This window comes from Acinetobacter endophylla (assembly GCF_053543775.1).
Genome location: NZ_JBLVOM010000029.1, coordinates 18,896 through 36,538, shown reverse-complemented (window position 1 = coordinate 36,538; position 17,643 = coordinate 18,896). Strand labels below are relative to the sequence as shown.

Here is a 17,643-nt window from a genome sequence, read left to right as displayed (position 1 = left end):
TTGGAACATCATCATGTCGAATGCCAATCGTTATACTGGTTTAGTTGACCGCTATCGCGACCGTTTACCAGTGTCTGCAACTACTCGTGCGATCTCTTTGGGTGAAGGTAATACTCCACTGATCAAGCTTGAGAATATTCCACGCATTATTGGTAAAGATGTTGAAATTTATGTGAAGTACGAGGGCTTAAACCCGACTGGTTCATTTAAAGACCGCGGTATGACTATGGCCGTGACCAAAGCCGTTGAAGAAGGCTCTAAAGCCATCATCTGTGCATCTACTGGTAACACCTCTGCGGCGGCGGCTGCATATGCTGCGCGTGCCGGCATCAAAGCATTCGTGCTCATCCCTGAAGGCAAAATTGCCATGGGTAAAATGGCGCAGGCGATGATGTATGGTGCGATCACCATGCAAATTCGCGGTAACTTCGATGACGGTATGCGTCTAGTGAAAGAAGTTGCCGATCAGGCACCGGTAACGATTGTAAACTCAATCAACCCATACCGCCTGCAAGGTCAAAAAACCATTGCTTATGAAATCGTTGAAGCTTTAGGTCGTGCACCGGATTATCACTGCCTGCCAGTCGGTAACGCGGGTAACATCACTGCACACTGGATGGGTTATACCGAAGCGGTTGCCAACCAGTCGAAAGAAGAATTTGAGCAAGTCGTTTACGATGCTGAAACTGATGCTTTTACTGGTCCTAAACCGGCTGGCTTGCCAATCATGGCAGGTTACCAAGCCTCTGGTGCTGCACCGTTCCTTCGCGGCGGTCCAGTAGAAAACCCGGAAACTGTTGCAACTGCGATTCGTATCGGTAATCCGCAAAGCTTCAATCATGCTAAAGCGGTTGTTCGTGATTCAAACGGCTGGTTCGATGAACTGACTGATGCGGAGATTCTGGAAGCTCAACGTCTGCTTTCTATGTATGAAGGTGTGTTCGTAGAGCCGGCATCTGCTGCGTCTGTGGGCGGTGCAATCCGTGATATTAAAGCGGGTAAAATTGCTGAAGGTTCAGTGATCGTATGTACCGTAACGGGTAACGGTCTGAAAGATCCAGACACTGCCATCAAGCAATGTGCTGATGCCGTGATGTTGTCGATTGATGCAACTATGGCTCAAGTGAAAGACTCTATTCTATCGAATATGTAATTTCGAACAGAATTAAAAAAACCCTGCAAGTGCAGGGTTTTTTTTATGAACCAATCAATTAGATTCGTTTAGGTTGCTGGCTAACCCAACTCATTAAACGGGTCGCATCATTGGTACGGGCCTGTGAGCTGTTGGCACCTAAAAGGACCACTGCCACCGGACGGTTATTCAAAGTGGTATGCATCACCACACAACGCCCTGCTTCATTAATAAAACCGGTTTTGGAAATATTGATATTCCAGCCACCATTACGCACCAGCGCATTGGTATTATTCGATTTCAGCACACGATAGCCCAAGTTAAAGTCATAGCTCGGGGTGGTCGAGAACTGGCGAATCAGGCCGTATTGAGAAGCCGTATTGACTAAAATCCCCAAGTCACGCGCCGATGCCACATTTCCAGGATGCAAGCCGGTTGATTCCATAAAGCGGGAAGAGTTCATGCCTAAAGCTTTGGCTTTACTGTTCATCGCTGCAATAAATGCACTTCGGCCACCCGGATAGGTTCGTGCCAAAGCGGCAGCAGCCGGATTCTCGGACTTCATCAAAGCAAATAATAAAGCTTCAGCACGGTTCATACTGTCCCCTGCTCTTAAAGTCGAGCTTGAGCTTTTACACCCTGAACAGGAAAAATCAGCCTGTTGCAGGGTGATTTTTTCCGACATATTCAGACGTGCATCAGAAATCACCACTGCTGTCATCAGCTTGGTAATCGATGCAATCGGATAGGCAGTATTGGTATTTTTGCTAAACAGCACTTCACCGGTTTGTGCATCCATGACCAGTGCAGCCCGCGCATTGACAGAAGGTTGATTACTAAAATGATTCGTATCAATAATCTGCGGCGCAGTATAAGCAGGTTTGGCTGTTGTTGGCGCTGCTGTGCCGGCCTGACGCAAAGTGGTAGTCACTGTGGCAGACCCGGGTGGCGACGGTTCATTGGCAAATGCATTAAAATCGTCGCTCATTAACTGGTTAACTTCTTCAGAAGACCAACTAATGCTGGAACCGCCCTCTGCCGTGCCAGAATTCATAATGATTTCAGCAAAACTTGTCGTGCTCATGCTGATTAACACGGACAGGCCGAGTAGATGCCTTAAAGACTTGTTTATTTTCTTCACTATTCCTTCACTCAACTAACAGAGGTAAGATTGATTTGCGTATTACCTCTAATATGCCTTACATTTAAACACAATGCAGAACATTTTTTGTTCTTGACACTGTGTGATAAGTTTCAGATTTAATCTTGCGAATAGGATTGCTAATTTTGTACTTTCATTGCAAGCTTATTTTGCTTTATGTAACAAAAAAATGATTTTTTTAACAGAGGGAGAGCGTAGGTGATCACAGTTTTAGTTGTGGACGACCATGAATTAGTTCGTACTGGAATTTGCAGAATGCTAGAAGACCATGCGGAGGTTCAGGTAATTGGACAAGCTGAATCTGGTGAAGAAGCGATCTCTCTGGTTCGTCAACATCATCCTAATGTAGTTTTGTTAGATGTGAATATGCCGGGTATTGGCGGCGTAGAAACCACGCGCCGTCTACTTCAGAGTGCGCCGGAAACCAAAGTTCTAGCGGTCAGCGGTCTGGCAGAAGAACCTTATCCGTCCCTGTTATTGAAAGCCGGTGCCAAAGGTTATATCACCAAAGGGGCCCCGATTTCGGAAATGGTCCGTGCGATTAATAAAGTCATGCAAGGCGGCAAATATTTCAGTGCAGACATTGCGGAACAGTTAGCCAGCTCTTACCTTTCTGATACACAACAATCCCCTTTTGATGCCCTTTCAGAACGGGAAATGCAAGTCGCGATGATGGTGGTGAATTGTATCAGCGCCCAGGAAATTGCCGATAAACTCTTTGTCAGTGTTAAAACAGTGAATACTTATCGTTACCGTATTTTTGAAAAACTGAATATCGATAGCGATGTCAAACTGACTCATCTAGCCATGCGCTATGGACTCATTAAACCTTAGCTTTTAACGAGTTCCGGTGCATATGGCACAAAAATCCAGTTATTCTGCGCTCAATCAATATCATCTCGGTATCTGGTATAGCGCTTATCGTCTGCTGATCAGCACCGGCCTGCTGCTGATTTTTCTGCTGACCTATCCCGAACTCACCAGCGATTATCAATACCCGCAGCTGTATTATTATGCGCTGGGAATCGGGGTTGCGATCAATACCGTACAGCTGTTTGCGCTGAAATGGATCAGACGCCTAATCCAGCCGCAGCTGATCATGATTTTCTTTAGCGATGTCTGCGTTTTAAGTTTGCTGACCTTGGCGAGCGACGGTCCTAATTTGCAAATTGGGCTGCTGTTTGTGATTACTATCTTTTCTGCATCTTTATTATTAGATGCAAAAAAGGCCTTGGTCGTCACGCTCATTGCAGTCATCAGCGTTATTTATCAGCATTTTATCGGCAGTATTTTTGCCTTCTCTTCCTTAAGCAATATCAGTAATAGCGCCTTGCTGGCCTTTTTGTTTTTTGTGGTCTATGGCACCGGACAAATTGCCGTGCGTCGTTTTCAGATTCTGGAAAATCTGAATTTTTCTCAGTCGCTGGAACTGCATCGCTTACAGAATATCAACCGCTATATTCTGGAACAGATTGAAACCGGCTATCTGGTTCTGGATGAAAACTACCATGTGGTACTCAGTAATCCTGCCGCCTGTAATCTTCTTGGAATTGAGTCCAAATACGGCCATGAGAAATTCACATTATCTCAATCACAGCCGGATTTATTTGAACTGATCCATTTTGAGACACTGGAAAATGGTGAGCGCTTTCAGTTTGAATCTCAGCAAAGTCGCTATAATATTCATGTGCAGGTGCAAAAACTGATTGTGCCACATCAGACTCTAATGCTACTGGTGTTACAGGATGCCAAAAAACTCAATCAGCAGGTGCAGCAACTTAAACTTGCTGCACTGGGTCAACTCTCGGCCAGTATTGCCCATGAAATTCGCAACCCCCTAGCTGCCATTGTGCAAGCCAATGATTTATATCTGGACTCGGAAACTGAACAGCAACAGCTACTCCAGCAGATGATTGGCCGACAGGCGACCCGGATTGACCGGATTATTCAGGACACGCTGAATATGGTCAAAAATAAAGAAACCCACCCGATACCGATTCATCTCAATGAATTTATCCCGTTATTTATCCAGGAAGATCTGGCCGATATTCGCGATCAGATTCAATTTAATATTGATATCCCGCTAGTGATTCAGTTTGATGAAGCACAATTCCGGCAAATCCTGATTAATCTGATTCGTAATGCCATTCGTCACAATTCAGCAGATGCAGCCTATATTCAGCTGAATGTGCATCCTTATGAACATCGGGTCTGGATTGATGTACGGGATTTTGGCTCTGGCGTAGCCGTACATGATCAAGCTCTATTGTTCAAACCCTTTTTTAGCACATCGATTAGTGGTACCGGATTAGGATTGTATTTATCACATAGTTTTTGCGAAGCAAATCAGGCACAATTAAACTATATACAACAAGAACAGGGCGCATGCTTTCGCATCAGCTGTCAACGTATTACGCTTTAAAGGGGTCAAGGAAGATGAATGGGGAACAACAACCACTGGTGCTTTTGGTGGATGATGAGGAAGATTTGTGTACCCTCATGCAAATGTCATTGCTGCGCATGAGAATTCGTACGCACATTGCCCACCGTTTGGAAGATGCTAAAAAATGCCTTGCCAATCATCAATATGATGCCTGTCTGACTGACCTAAATCTGCCCGATGGCAATGGTTTGGAGTTACTGGACTGGATTGGCAGCCTCTATCCGGCACTTCCGGTCGCAGTTCTGACCGCCTATGGCAACATGGAAATCGCCATTGCTGCGCTCAAAGCCGGGGCCTTTGATTTTGTCAGCAAACCGATCAATCAGAAACATCTGGAACAACTCTTACAAAAAGCCCTGAATAAACCGGTGGATTATTCGCATAATAATCCAAATGAAGCGCTTGAACATAAAATGCTGATTGGACAATCCCTGCCGATCCAGCAACTACGTATTACCTTACAAAAAATTGCCCGATCCCAAGCACCGGTTTTTATCACTGGTGAATCGGGAACAGGTAAAGAAGTCGTGGCCAATCTGGTCCATCGCCTGAGTAACCGCAATGAAGGTCCTTTTATTGCGATTAACTGTGGCGCCATTCCGACTGAGTTGATGGAAAGCGAACTGTTTGGGCATAAGAAAGGCAGCTTTACCGGCGCTGCTCAGGACAAACAGGGACTGATTCAATCTGCCCATGGTGGCAGTCTGTTTCTGGATGAAATTGCAGAATTACCGCTTTCTATGCAGGTCAAATTGTTACGTGCCGTACAGGAAAAACGTATTCGTCCACTCGGTTCGGATACCGAAATTGATGTGGATTTCCGTGTGATCAGTGCCACGCATCAGGATCTGGAAGCCTTGGTGCAACAAGGCAAATTCCGTCAGGATTTATATTTCCGTATTCATGTAATGGATCTGACTTTACCGCCATTACGTGAACGCGGTCAGGATATTCTGCTATTGGCCGAACATTTCATTCAGAAGATTTGCCAGGAATGGGGCATTCCCAATAAAAAACTGACCGAACGTAGCAAAGATTTCTTATTGGGACAATATTATCCAGGTAATGTGCGTGAATTGCGTAATATTATGGAACGCGCGATTACTTTAAGTGATGAAGAGCGGATTGATCTTCAGCATTTGCAGAGTGCACCGCTGCGTCAGGCGCTAAACAGCCCTCAGGAGATGAATACGCTCACCAGCGAGATCACTGCGACCGAAACCCTGATTGCACCTAAAAAGCTGCCTGAAGAGGGTCTAGAACTATATTTGGAAAAGGTCGAGAAAGAAATTTTACTGAATGCGCTGAATCTGACCCATTGGAACCGGACACTGGCCGCCAAAAAACTCGGCATGTCATTCCGTTCCCTGCGCTATCGTTTGAAAAAGTTCGGACTGGATACCGAAGAAGACGAATAATTATTTTTGCAGGAGCAGCAAGTCTGTGACATGTTCCAGATAACTCTCCTCACGCATTTCCTGCTTAAACGGATAGTTGAAATGCGGCTGTACGCCCCGCCCTTCAATCATCTGGCCACTCGGGCTAAAGTATTGCGATACTGTCATCTGTAGAGCCGAACCGTTGCTTAAAGGAAAGAGTTTCTGTACTACGCCTTTGCCATAGCTTTTTTCGCCTACGACCCAGGCACGGTTATGTTCTTTCAGGGCTGCTGTAAACACTTCTGCTGCAGAAGCCGAGCGGTTATTAATCAATACCCCAACTTTCAGATTCTGAAACTCAAAACTCGGCAAGGCCTGAAATTGCTGATTACCTTCAGCGCGGCTTTTGGTCGACACAATCACGCCCTGATTCAAAAATAAATCGGCAGATTCAACTGCAGCCGAGAGTAAGCCACCGGGATTATTGCGTAAATCAAATAGCACGGCTTTTAAGCGCTTGTCGGCATAGCTTTCGATTAGACGTTTGATTTCATTGGCAGTATCTTGCTGAAAAACCTTGACCTGTAAAACCAGAACCTGATTATTGTGCAGGCTCGATTTAATTTCAGTATCCAGTTTGGTATTGCGGACCAGACGAACGGCCGGACTTTGCGGGGAGAGCTGAATCATGAGCGTAGAGCCAACGGCTCCGCTCAATAACTGCCGGACTTGTTCCTGATTCAGGCTATTTAATACCTGATCGTCAATTTTATAAACCGTGACGCCATTTCGAAGTCCCTGCTTGGCTGAATCAGCATCGGAACTCAGTCCCTGAACTACCCATTGCTTCAACCGCGGGTCAAATTGCAGATCAAAATCAATGCTGGCCAGATCACCTTCGGTATATTCACGCAGTTGCTTATAATCTTCAGGCGACAAATAACGGGAATAGCGATCTAAGCCACTGACCAGACCCTGAATGGCCTGTTGAAACAAGGCATCGTCATTTTTATCTTGAATATAATTATCTTTTACGATGCCATAAATTTGTACGAATTCTTGAATGGATGCCACAGGAATTTCGGAATAGACCTGCCCATCCATTTCCATATCATCGAATGCCGGCTCATTTGAACCCGCCCCCCAGGCTGAATGACTCAAACACATCAGTAAGCATGGTATTACAACAGACTTCCAGCGTGTTCTTGCCATTCTTTGACCTTTTTTAGAATTTTATCGAAAATTATGCATCAAGCTGAATCAGGTTACGACCTTGCATTTCAGCAGGTACCGGAACTTGCATCAGGCTTAATAAAGTCGGTGCGACATCTGCCAGTACACCGCCTTCTGCGATCGTGGCCTGAGTTGGACCCACATAAATAAATGGAACTAGTTCAGTGGTATGCTGAGTATGTACCTGACCACTGTGATAGTCCTGCATCTGCTCTACGTTACCATGATCGGCAGTCACAATCATATGACCTTTTTGCGCCATCACGGCTTCGTAAACCCGGCCCAAACAGGTATCAACCGCTTCTACTGCTTTCACCGCAGCATCGAATACGCCAGTATGACCAACCATATCCCCATTGGCAAAGTTCACGACCAGCAGGTCAAATTCACCTGAATTGATCGCAGCCACCAGCTCATCAGTCACTTCATAAGCACTCATTTCCGGTTTGAGGTCATAAGTGGCTACGTTTGGCGATGGAATCAGGATACGTTTTTCACCCGGATATTCATCTTCACGGCCGCCGCTGAAGAAGAAGGTCACATGCGCATACTTTTCTGTTTCCGCGATACGCAGCTGGGTTTTACCCAAATCAGATAAGTATTCACCAATCGAGTTTTTCAACGCTTCTGGCATGTAGGCCACAGGCGCATCAATCGTGGCTTGATAACGCGTCAGCATGACAAACTTCGCCAAATTCGGCACGACTTTACGTTCAAAACCTGCAAAGTCTTTTTCTACAAATGCACGGGTCAATTCACGGGCACGGTCAGCGCGGAAGTTCATGAATACGACACTGTCGCCATCCTGAATTTTTGCCAGCTCGCCAATACGGGTCGATTTGACAAACTCATCCGACTCATCAGCCGCATAAGCCTGTTCCAGACCTTCAACTGCGCTGGTAGCCGTACGAACTGCTTCACCTTCAGTGAGCAAGCGATAGGCCTGTTCAACACGATCCCAACGATTATCACGATCCATGGCAAAATAACGGCCGATCATGGTGGCAATACGACCTTGACCTGGATATTGAGCGAATAAGGCATCGAGTTTTTCTAAAGAAGGTTGTGCGCTTTTAGGCGGCGTATCACGACCATCTAAGAATGCATGTAAATAGACTTGCGCACCGCGTTTTAGCGCTAGCTCTGCCATCGCCACAATATGATCTTCATGGGAGTGCACACCACCTTCAGACAAAAGGCCAAGCAAATGTACTGCCCCACCTGCAGCTTTGGCTTTCTCTACTGCATCGACCAGTACTTCATGTTCAAAGAAGTCGCCAGTACGAATGTCTTTGGTAATTCGGGTAAAGTCCTGATACAGCACACGACCTGCGCCGAGGTTCATATGTCCGACTTCAGAGTTACCCATCTGGCCATCTGGCAGGCCGACATCTTCACCTGAACCCGAGATCAAACCATGCGGATGCTTGTCCTGTATCGCAGTTAAATTTGGTCGTTTAGCTGCTAAAAACGCATTGTCTTCGACCGCTTCGCGATGACCCACACCATCCATAATCACCAAAACGTGAGGGATTTTGCCAGCAGTTGCATCCGTCATAATGAAATACTCTGTTCGTCTACGAATTAATCGCTCTATTTTAGCGAAGTTTATAAAAAGAGGCCATGACCCGGCTATGGTTTAGGCCTCTCATGATGATTGATTTGTTCTATTTTCCTATGGTTTAGCGCGCCCGATGCAGCAAGTATCCGCCGATGCCGAACATGATCAGAATCGGAATAAACACGAACCAGGCCGGAGATGGTGCGTAAATCAAGCTGGCATAGCCGAGGAAATCCTGCAGATAGAAGAAACCCAGTCCGGCAAATAAAGCTATCACCAGACGAAAACCCATGGATTGCTGACGCAACGGCCCGAAGATAAATGAACAGGCAATCACTACTAGTGCAATCAGGGCAAAAGGCGAACCGAGTTTTTGCCAGAAGGCCAACTGATAGGTTTTTGGTACCTGGCTATATTCATGCATATAGCTCATGAAACTCACTAGCTGGCTTGGCGATAAATCTTCTGGATCAATCGTCACCATGTGCACATACTTGGGCTGTAATGCCAGCGCTAAAGGTTGCTGTTGCTGCTTGACCAATATGGCATTACCATTTTGGAGAATATCGAACTGCTCTGTGTTGTCCAGCGTCCAGGAACCATCTTTAACGAATTGGCCCTGATCTGCCTGCAAGGTACCGCGCAAACGATAGTTCTGGTCAAAGTCCAGCATCTGCACATTTTTCAACTGACCTTGTGAGTTAGCATAATCGATATAAATAAAGCGCTGACCTTCGCGGGTCCAGTAACCACGGACCTCACCGAGTTGAGCGGCTTTACTGGCACTCTTGACGCTTTTGGCCTGTTCAGTGGTATACGGAATCACCCACTCACTTAAGGCAAAAGACAACACCACCAGCAACAGGGCTGAACGGATGACCCAGCCGACTATACGCCATAAGCTTACACCCACCGAACGCATCACGATCAGCTCACTATTCGAAGCTAATGTGCCCAGTCCCAATACTGCACCAATCAGTGCAGAAATCGGCAGGATTTCATATAAATATTTCGGCGCTTCCCAGAGTACATATTTCAAGGCATCCCAGGCGCCATACCCTTCTTTGAGTGAGCCCAGCTCACCCAGATAAGTAAATAAAACCTGTAAACCCGCCAATACCGCGGTTGCACCCAGCATAGCCAGCGCAGTGGTTTGGGTCACATGTTTTGCAACTATACGACGTGCCAACATTGTTAAGACCTCACTCGCTGAATCTGTTTCTTGATTTTCGGACCCAATTTCTGTTTACGTGAGAACAAGGCACCTGCAATTGCATAGGCAATCAGGATCAATGGATAGGCCCAGATTCCCATTTCCTGTTTACTGATCCGGGTCTTTACTGCCATCAGGGCTACAATCAGACTGGCAAAGATCATGAGGGCAGGAAATAACTTAAGATAACGACCCTGTCGTGGACTTACCTCAGACAAGGCCACCGCCAGGATCAGGGCAATCAAAATGGCAAAAGGCACAAACACCCGCCAGCCCAGTTCACTGGCCACCACAGGATCCTGACGGTTCTTCCATAATTGCGAAGTCGGCAAGGCTTCAACGTCAGTACTGGCAAACTCTACTTCTTCATTACTTTCCAGGCGCAGACGATAACTTTCAAATTCAGCTTGAGTATACTGCGGTGTACCCGGATAAATCTCATAACGGCGCCCCTGGACCAGATCTACCACATTGGCAGCATCATTCGGTATTTCGATTCGGGTCGCTTCCTGCGCCAGAATCATCACATCCGGCTTGCCTTCTTTTTGCGCGCGCTGATAGAAGAATATATCTTTTAAGTTTTTACGGTCTTCAGACAGGTCACCGGCATAAATGGTATAGGGCCCAGAGGAGATAAATTCTTTCGGTCGCACCAGGTCAAAGCCGGTACGTACCGCCTGACTGGTGGTCAGGGCTTCAAACTGGCGAATGCCCCACGGCGCAGCCCACAGCATCAATCCGGCCTGAGCAATCAAAAACACCAGGGTCATCGGCACCAGTAGACGCGCCAATTGATGCCGACTGACGCCACTGCCATTCATCACGGCCATTTCATGGTCGACATATAAACGGCCAAACACCAGCATCAGTCCAATAAAGAAACCGAGCGGAAGAATCAGGGTCAAGAATTCAGGCAAACGGTAGCCAATAATGCTAAATAAAATGCCTGCATCCAGACGGCCTTGCGCCGCGACACCAAAATACTTGATCAGTCGACCGCCCATCATGATCAAGGTCAATAAGGCAATCACCACCAAGGATGTCGAGACAACTTGCTTGACCAGATAACGCCGAATAATCAAATTAATTCTTCCAAAATAAGGTCCATAAAACGAGTGCTAGTTTACCCGAATAGCAAAAATATAAAACCTAGGCCGCCCTGCCCATTGAAAATCTATTCGGATAAATGTTTCAATGACTGAATGATTTACCCATCTAGACAGGCGTGAAAACAGAATATGAAACTTACAATTAATACGTCATTCCCAGAGAATGGATCAAGTCAATCTTTGTTGATTTTAGTTGACTCAGAACAACTTCAGAATACAACCGCAACCTATCAAATCAATAATTTAGACACATTAATTGAAGCCTCTCAATTCAAGGCAGCGTTGGCGGAAAGCCTGAGCCTGATTGGTCAGGTGAGCCAGTCCAGCCATGCAGCACTAATTGGTTTAGGCAAGGTCGCTGAACTGCAACCGGCAAAACTTGCAAAGATCGCGCAAACTATTATTCAAGTCACTCAAAAAAAATTCAAACAGATTTCTGTAGATCTGACACAACTTCCACAAGAACTCCACTATCTGTTTGTACTCTTCCTGACTCAGGCCAGCTATGGTTATGATGAGTACAAATCCAAGAAAAATGAATTTGTACTTGAACAGATCGACCTGATTGCGACCCATAGCGTCTTAACTACCGAACAGTTGCAACTGGTACAAGCGGTGCAAAGCGGACAAAACCTGGCACGTGATCTGGGCAACCGTCCGGGCAATATCTGTTTCCCTGAATATCTTGCAGAACAGGCGTTAGCTCTGGCGGCTGAATATCCGGAGCTGCTTAAAGTCACTCTGCTGGATGAACAGCAGATGGCAGATTTAGGCATGGGTGCCTTCCTTGCGGTAAGTAAAGGTTCAGACCGTCCGGGCCGTATTATCAGCATGGAATATCAGTCAGAACGTAGCGAAGCACCGGTAGTCTTGGTCGGCAAAGGTATTACTTTTGATACTGGCGGTATTTCACTTAAACCGGGCGCAGGCATGGACGAGATGAAATACGACATGTGCGGTGCAGCCTCTGTACTCGGTACGATGCGTGCACTGTGTGAGTCCCGCTTACCTCTACATGTGGTGGGAACCATTGCTGCAGCAGAAAACATGCCTTCAGGCAAAGCCACCCGTCCTGGCGATATCGTAACCACCATGAGTGGTCAGACGGTTGAAATCCTGAATACCGATGCCGAAGGTCGTCTGGTGCTGTGTGACACCTTGACTTATGTAAAACGTTTTAACCCTGCTTTGGTGATTGATATCGCAACCTTAACTGGTGCCTGTGTGGTCGCTTTAGGTTCAGTGCTGACGGGTCTGTTCACGCCAGATGATAAACTGGCAGCAGAACTGGAAGCTGCCGGCCAGCACTCCTTTGACCGGGTATGGCGTATGCCGGTACTGGATGACTATCAGGAACAGCTGGATTCACCATTTGCCGACATTGGCAATATTGGTGGGCCAAAAGCCGGTTCTGTGACCGCTGCCTGCTTCTTACAACGTTTTACCCGTGAATATCGCTGGGCACATCTCGATGTTGCAGGTACGGCGTGGAATTCAGGCACAAATAAAGGGGCGACCGGCCGTCCAGTCCCATTATTGATGCAGTTCCTGGCGAATCGCGTTCAAAGCAATGGCTAAAGTCAGCTTTTATTTATTTGAAAAAAGCCCTGAACGACAAGTGGACAGCACTTGTCGTTTATGTCGTAAGATTCTGCGTCAGCCGGCGCGGATCTGGTTACTGTGTGCCGATGCCGAATTGCAACAACAGCTGGATGAATGTCTGTGGGGTTTTGACCCAGCGAGTTTTATTCCACATGGTATTGATCAGCCTCAGGCGACGGTCTGTATTTCGGCAACACTACCGCAACAGTCCGACTGGATTATTTTCAATTTTAATCCGGAAGCACTTGAACCTTACGCAAAATTTAGTCACATTATTGAGATCATTGAAAATCATGAAACAGCGAAACAGCTGGGACGTGAAAAATTTAAGCAATATCGTCGTTTAGGTATTGAGCCGGACACCCATAAGCTTTAACCGATATCATCCACAAGGAGAGGCACGTGGCATTAAATGTAGGTCCCGATTTTAAACAGCGCTGGTTAAATGTGCCGGAAGCTGTACGTCAGACCTTTATCGATGACCTCTCTCGGATCTGCGATATTTTAAAGCCAGAAACGTCTTTGGAAGAATGGCAGAATCGCGACCAGCGCTTGCAACAGGAATCTGATCGCAAGATTGAAGCTGCCTATGCACAGCGTAAGGCCGAATTAATTGAAGAAGCCCGTATTCGCAAACAACTCGCGCTCGAAAAAGCCTTAGCCGAGAAACGTGCTGAAGAACAGGCCTATCAGGAACAGCTACGTCATGAGGAACAGCGTAAATTTAGCGAACAGAGTCAGGCGCTCGCTGAAATAAAGACGCATCTAGAGGCTGAAGTGCAGCACTATGTCGCACGTTATGCAAAAAATCCTGTGACGACTTTTGATTTTGCCAGAGGTCGCATCCAGATTGAGGACCAGAGCATTTTATCCGAATTAGAAAGTGTGCGTTTACGTCTGGAACTTGAGGCAGAAACCGTGATTGAACAGACCGTCAATGCACTGCGTGAAAAAATGCGTGCGGCGGCCAAAGAAGAAATCGAGTATATGCTGAAAAATTCGGAATTTTCTGATCAGCCACGCAATATTTAAATGATCCTTTCAGATTAAAAAAGCCCGAAAATTCGGGCTTTTTTGTCTTCTATGTCGCGTCTTAGAAAAAATCTGCCAGCATAAAGGCAGCATTTCCGAGCAAGTAGCCAATGCTTAATAACGTACTAATCCAGAGGATGCCACCCGCAATATTATAAAAGCTGAATGTGGCAAAGCTCATATGCGCTGAACCGGCGGCAAAAGGGCCAAATGAGCGGACAAAGGGAATAAAACGTGCGATTAAAATAGTTTTACCGCCATGTTTCATAAAATAGTGATTGGTTTTCACCATATATTCCGGCTTAAAATAACGTGAATGTTGATTGAAATATTTTAAACCGAGAACTTTTCCGGTGTAATAATTCACGCTATAGCCCAGCACCGAGGCAGTGAATAACAACAGCCCCATCGAATGCAGTGTCACCAGATCGCTGCTGGCGCACAAAGCGCCCACAGCCAGCAATAAACTGTCGCCGGGCAGGAAAAAGAAAAACACCGAACCGGTTTCTGCAAAAATCACCAGAAACAGGATTGCATAAATCCATACCCCGTATTGATCGAGCAATAGCGGCAATGACTGTTCCAAGTTAAGTAAAAAATCGAGCATTCGACCCGTCCACCCAGGCAATATTTGCAAGTTGAACTGCTGATTATCCCGAAAAATAAAAAAACAGTCTAATTTTTCAATCAGACTGTTTAGTAAATCAACATTTCTCTTATTTTAAGAAACCATTTTCAGCCAGAAAATCCATGCTGATTTTCGATTGTTCAGTGGTTTCGGCGGCTTTATCACCGAGCAATAAACGCTCGATATAACGTGCCAATACATCCACTTCCAGATTGACCTTGCTGCCAACTTTCCAGGTACCAATATTGGTCCGTTCAGCAGTATGCGGAATCAGGTTCAGACTAATCACACTACCACGCAAATGATTAATCGTCAGGCTAATACCATCGACTGTAACCGAACCTTTTTCTGCCAGATATTTGGCAATTTCAGCAGGTGCAGTGACTTCATAATAAATCGAACGTGCATCTTCACGAACCAGCGTGATCTCGCCGACTGCATCGACATGACCTGACACAATATGACCGCCAAAACGCGTAGTCGGCAACATGGCTTTTTCGACATTGACAGGTTGACCGGCTTTCCAGGTGCCGAGTGTAGTCCGGTTCAGGCTTTCACGGGAAACATCAGCCGTATACCAGTTCTCGCCCCAGTCGATCACGGTCAGGCAGATGCCGTTGGTCGCAATAGAGTCACCCAGATGTACATCGGACATGTCTAGATCGGTGTGGATGCGTAAACGCACATCGCCTCCAACGCTTTGCAGACTTTCGACTTTGCCGAGGCTTTCGATAATACCTGTAAACATTTTTATTTCCTTTTCAATTCTTTTACCAGAGGGCCAACTGGGTACTAACGCCGGTCGTATCCACACCACCCAATTCTGCATAATGATGCAGCTGGCTGAGTAATTGACGGATCGGTGGACCTGACTTGGCGTGGGTATCGGTAATCACAATAAATTCCAGCACGCGGGCACGTTCAGACTGGCGCTGTTTGCTAACACGATAACGCGGCACATCCTGGGTTAGCAAGGTCACCCGGCCACGTTTCAGATTGGCCTGTAACAAATCGGTAGCGCTGATATTACCGTCAGTTGAATAACTGGTCAGAATGAAACGTGCATTGATGGTGGCCAACAGGCTCTCGTAAGCTTCTTTGGCATATTTAGAGGAATTGTACTGGCTCGGACGCTCTTTGCGCCATGCCCGGTCAATCCCGCTCTTAAAGCCCTTGGTATCCGGAGTCGGTAAATCGGCCTGATCCCATAAGGTCAGCGCATTCAGCACATGATAATTACTGCTATAAGCATGCTGATTATACGGTGGATCCAGATAAGCTACATCTACTTCAAAGCCGCTCATCTGGTTGGCCAGATGCTGGGCATCGACACACCACATTTCTGCGGCCATTCCCTTTTTCTGATCCGACTCGCAAAAACGGCTTGGAGTCAGCCACAGCAATGATTCAATCCGTTCCAGCGCAGTTTGGGTTTTCCCGCCCCAGCCATGATGAAAGCTTTTGAAAACGCCTGAAGTATTGCTGACAAAACTGGCGGAATACAGCAAGGGTGCCAGCAAGGCAGACATTTCCACATCATCAATTGCACCTTGTGCCTGCCAGGCTGCAATCTGCTGACGGATGGCATCAATACGCATGCCGTTACGACGTTTAAAGAACAAACGATCACGGGCTGGATCATAAATTTCATCATTACGCGGACACAGGTTATGCGTCACCCAGCCTTTAACTTCCGGCAGACGGTTCAGATAATCAATCGCTTTCTGATAGCCACCGAGTTCTTTAAATGCCGGTGCTTCAGTACAGGCCAGTACCGCATGATTCAGCGCGTGGCTATACGGCTCCCAGTCATTGGCAATCACACGATAGCCATTCTGACGGGCCAAGCGCGAGACCACGCCTGAACCTGCAAAAAAGTCAGCAAAAATCGGCGCACGACCATCAGCACGGTTCAGAGTTCCCGTACTTTCCAACGCTTCCAGAATTAAATGCAGTAAACGGCGTTTATTGCCCAGATAAGGAACCAGCTGATGGAAAAGATATTCATCGGTGGTACGTGCCGCATGGCGACGTTTATGATAAACCGTAGACTCTGAACTCATAGTGTCTCTTGAAAAGGAATTAGCCTGAAGCGCACGTCATCACCTAAGCGAGTTACATCGCGCAGCTTAAATCGGAGTTGTTCGGCCATATGGCTAAATTCTGCATTAAACATGGTACGCGCAGACTGACCCAATAGGGTCGGTGCAACGTAACTGATCAGTTCATCAACCAATTTTTGTTGTAAAAATGCCGTAGATAAGGTCGCCCCTGCTTCCACCAGGACATCATAAATCTGATGCTGCTGAACCAGTTGCTTTAATAATTCTGCTAAAGGCTGTACCGGCAAGTGTAGCACACCCAGGTCTGCAAGCTCTTGACGAAATGGCCCCATGACCATCACTGTTTCAGGTTGCACTAAAATTTTTGCGTTGAGTGGTAAACGCCCCTGACGGTCCAGAATAATCCGTTTCGGTTGCACCACAGTCTTGATATCTTCAAGGCCATCCAGTTGACGCACATTCAGTTCACAGTCATCCGCAAGAACCGTATCAATCCCGGTAATCACTGCGCCTGAAATCGCACGCCAGTGCTGTACATCCTGACGTGCTGCTACACCGGTAATCCATTTTGATTCACCCGATGCCATCGCGGTACGGCCATCCAGACTTGAGGCAATTTTTAAACGCATATAAGGCATACCGGTCGCCATGGCTTTCAGGAAGCCTTGATTCAGCTGATGCGCTTCATCTTCACAGATGCCAATCTCGACTTCGATTTCGGCATCTTTCAGGATCTGTACACCCTTGCCAGCCACCAGCGGATTGGGATCTGGACAGGCCACGACAACTTTAGCCACACCTGCTTCAACCAGACCCTTGGCACAAGGCGGCGTACGGCCATAATGCGCACAAGGTTCTAAAGTCACATAAGCGGTTGCACCACGTGCCTGTTCACCGGCCTGACGCAACGCAAACACTTCAGCATGTGGCTGGCCGGCTTGAGGATGAAAACCTTCTCCAACAATCACACCATCTTTAACAATGACGCAGCCGACATTCGGATTCGGTTTGGTGGAATATTGCCCTTGACGAGCCAATTCAATGGCCCGGCGCATCCAGACTTGATCTTGATTCAGTTCAACCATG

Annotated in this window: 16 protein-coding genes; 7 read left to right on the top strand and 9 right to left on the bottom strand. The window is 46.8% G+C overall.

Annotation, left to right across the window (positions count from 1 at the left end):
- Window positions 1-13 precede the first annotated feature (13 nt).
- On the top strand, window positions 14-1,153 hold the full coding sequence (gene thrC / locus ACNPNW_RS03585) for a threonine synthase (RefSeq protein ID WP_005169011.1): 1,140 nt from the start codon (window positions 14-16) through the stop codon (window positions 1,151-1,153).
- Between the two features lie 58 nt (window positions 1,154-1,211).
- Here thrC and ACNPNW_RS03580 read toward each other — a convergent pair whose 3' ends face one another.
- Entirely contained in the window at window positions 1,212-2,273 is a 1,062-nt protein-coding gene (locus tag ACNPNW_RS03580) for a serine hydrolase (protein ID WP_420937564.1), read from the bottom strand.
- A 219-nt stretch (window positions 2,274-2,492) separates the two neighbouring features.
- Between ACNPNW_RS03580 and gacA the strand changes: the two genes are divergently transcribed.
- The 3 genes from gacA to ACNPNW_RS03565 are packed head-to-tail and all read left to right on the top strand — an operon-like array spanning window position 2,493 to window position 6,155.
- Window positions 2,493-3,128, top strand: a complete 636-nt coding sequence (gene gacA / locus ACNPNW_RS03575) for a response regulator transcription factor GacA (protein WP_005108454.1) — start codon at window positions 2,493-2,495, stop codon at window positions 3,126-3,128.
- Between the two features lie 22 nt (window positions 3,129-3,150).
- Entirely contained in the window at window positions 3,151-4,716 is a 1,566-nt protein-coding gene (locus ACNPNW_RS03570) for a sensor histidine kinase (RefSeq protein WP_448766545.1), read from the top strand.
- Window positions 4,717-4,730: 14 nt separating this feature from the next.
- Window positions 4,731-6,155 carry a sigma-54-dependent transcriptional regulator gene (locus ACNPNW_RS03565; protein ID WP_448766536.1) on the top strand — a complete coding sequence of 475 codons (1,425 nt, stop codon included), beginning with the start codon at window positions 4,731-4,733 and terminating at the stop codon, window positions 6,153-6,155.
- On the opposite strand, the gene ACNPNW_RS03560 is transcribed toward ACNPNW_RS03565, so the two are convergent.
- The 4 genes from ACNPNW_RS03560 to lptF all read right to left on the bottom strand — a co-directional run bounded on the left by ACNPNW_RS03560 (window position 6,156) and on the right by lptF (window position 11,205).
- The gene (locus tag ACNPNW_RS03560; protein WP_005263947.1) at window positions 6,156-7,328 is read right to left on the bottom strand and encodes a S41 family peptidase; all 1,173 of its coding nucleotides are present in this window, start codon (window positions 7,326-7,328) and stop codon (window positions 6,156-6,158) included. It abuts the gene before it with no gap.
- Window positions 7,329-7,359: 31 nt separating this feature from the next.
- Complete coding sequence (gpmI, locus tag ACNPNW_RS03555) at window positions 7,360-8,907, bottom strand: 2,3-bisphosphoglycerate-independent phosphoglycerate mutase (RefSeq protein WP_180086768.1); 1,548 nt, start codon at window positions 8,905-8,907, stop codon at window positions 7,360-7,362.
- Window positions 8,908-9,031: 124 nt separating this feature from the next.
- Entirely contained in the window at window positions 9,032-10,102 is a 1,071-nt protein-coding gene (lptG, locus tag ACNPNW_RS03550) for an LPS export ABC transporter permease LptG (RefSeq protein WP_448766535.1), read from the bottom strand.
- A gap of 2 nt (window positions 10,103-10,104) precedes the next feature.
- Window positions 10,105-11,205 (bottom strand): LPS export ABC transporter permease LptF, encoded by a 1,101-nt coding sequence (gene lptF, locus ACNPNW_RS03545; RefSeq protein ID WP_448766534.1) that lies wholly within the window; start codon window positions 11,203-11,205, stop codon window positions 10,105-10,107.
- A gap of 156 nt (window positions 11,206-11,361) precedes the next feature.
- Between lptF and ACNPNW_RS03540 the strand changes: the two genes are divergently transcribed.
- From ACNPNW_RS03540 to blhA, 3 genes are read left to right on the top strand one after another with little or no spacing between them, the layout of a single operon-like run.
- The gene (locus ACNPNW_RS03540) at window positions 11,362-12,810 is read left to right on the top strand and encodes a leucyl aminopeptidase (protein WP_253148003.1); all 1,449 of its coding nucleotides are present in this window, start codon (window positions 11,362-11,364) and stop codon (window positions 12,808-12,810) included.
- Window positions 12,803-13,210, top strand: a complete 408-nt coding sequence (locus ACNPNW_RS03535) for a DNA polymerase III subunit chi (protein ID WP_448766533.1) — start codon at window positions 12,803-12,805, stop codon at window positions 13,208-13,210. The genes ACNPNW_RS03540 and ACNPNW_RS03535 overlap by 8 nt, the downstream gene beginning before the upstream one ends.
- A gap of 26 nt (window positions 13,211-13,236) precedes the next feature.
- Complete coding sequence (gene blhA / locus ACNPNW_RS03530; RefSeq protein WP_420937558.1) at window positions 13,237-13,866, top strand: cell division protein BlhA; 630 nt, start codon at window positions 13,237-13,239, stop codon at window positions 13,864-13,866.
- Between the two features lie 61 nt (window positions 13,867-13,927).
- Here blhA and ACNPNW_RS03525 read toward each other — a convergent pair whose 3' ends face one another.
- From ACNPNW_RS03525 to ribD, 4 genes are all read right to left on the bottom strand, one after another.
- Window positions 13,928-14,473: a VTT domain-containing protein gene (locus tag ACNPNW_RS03525; RefSeq protein WP_086044360.1), complete on the bottom strand. Its 546-nt coding sequence runs from the start codon at window positions 14,471-14,473 to the stop codon at window positions 13,928-13,930.
- A gap of 109 nt (window positions 14,474-14,582) precedes the next feature.
- Window positions 14,583-15,242 carry a riboflavin synthase gene (locus tag ACNPNW_RS03520; protein ID WP_420937557.1) on the bottom strand — a complete coding sequence of 220 codons (660 nt, stop codon included), beginning with the start codon at window positions 15,240-15,242 and terminating at the stop codon, window positions 14,583-14,585.
- Window positions 15,243-15,264: 22 nt separating this feature from the next.
- The gene (locus ACNPNW_RS03515; protein ID WP_004644908.1) at window positions 15,265-16,557 is read right to left on the bottom strand and encodes a DNA adenine methylase; all 1,293 of its coding nucleotides are present in this window, start codon (window positions 16,555-16,557) and stop codon (window positions 15,265-15,267) included.
- Entirely contained in the window at window positions 16,554-17,642 is a 1,089-nt protein-coding gene (ribD, locus tag ACNPNW_RS03510) for a bifunctional diaminohydroxyphosphoribosylaminopyrimidine deaminase/5-amino-6-(5-phosphoribosylamino)uracil reductase RibD (protein WP_409654575.1), read from the bottom strand. Before ribD ends, ACNPNW_RS03515 begins: the two co-directional genes overlap by 4 nt.
- Window position 17,643: the final 1 nt, after the last annotated feature.

What these genes read in the sequence shown, in the direction of transcription:
- ACNPNW_RS03525 (WP_086044360.1), bottom strand. Translation starts at nt 14,473, where the DNA reads ATGCTCGATTTTTTACTTAACTTGGAACAGTCATTGCCGCTATTGCTC.
- lptG (WP_448766535.1), bottom strand. Translation starts at nt 10,102, where the DNA reads ATGTTGGCACGTCGTATAGTTGCAAAACATGTGACCCAAACCACTGCG.
- ribD (WP_409654575.1), bottom strand. Translation starts at nt 17,642, where the DNA reads ATGGTTGAACTGAATCAAGATCAAGTCTGGATGCGCCGGGCCATTGAA.
- ACNPNW_RS03570 (WP_448766545.1), top strand. Translation starts at nt 3,151, where the DNA reads ATGGCACAAAAATCCAGTTATTCTGCGCTCAATCAATATCATCTCGGT.
- thrC (WP_005169011.1), top strand. Translation starts at nt 14, where the DNA reads ATGTCGAATGCCAATCGTTATACTGGTTTAGTTGACCGCTATCGCGAC.
- ACNPNW_RS03565 (WP_448766536.1), top strand. Translation starts at nt 4,731, where the DNA reads ATGAATGGGGAACAACAACCACTGGTGCTTTTGGTGGATGATGAGGAA.
- gpmI (WP_180086768.1), bottom strand. Translation starts at nt 8,907, where the DNA reads ATGACGGATGCAACTGCTGGCAAAATCCCTCACGTTTTGGTGATTATG.
- ACNPNW_RS03515 (WP_004644908.1), bottom strand. Translation starts at nt 16,557, where the DNA reads ATGAGTTCAGAGTCTACGGTTTATCATAAACGTCGCCATGCGGCACGT.
- ACNPNW_RS03535 (WP_448766533.1), top strand. Translation starts at nt 12,803, where the DNA reads ATGGCTAAAGTCAGCTTTTATTTATTTGAAAAAAGCCCTGAACGACAA.
- ACNPNW_RS03560 (WP_005263947.1), bottom strand. Translation starts at nt 7,328, where the DNA reads ATGGCAAGAACACGCTGGAAGTCTGTTGTAATACCATGCTTACTGATG.
- ACNPNW_RS03540 (WP_253148003.1), top strand. Translation starts at nt 11,362, where the DNA reads ATGAAACTTACAATTAATACGTCATTCCCAGAGAATGGATCAAGTCAA.
- ACNPNW_RS03520 (WP_420937557.1), bottom strand. Translation starts at nt 15,242, where the DNA reads ATGTTTACAGGTATTATCGAAAGCCTCGGCAAAGTCGAAAGTCTGCAA.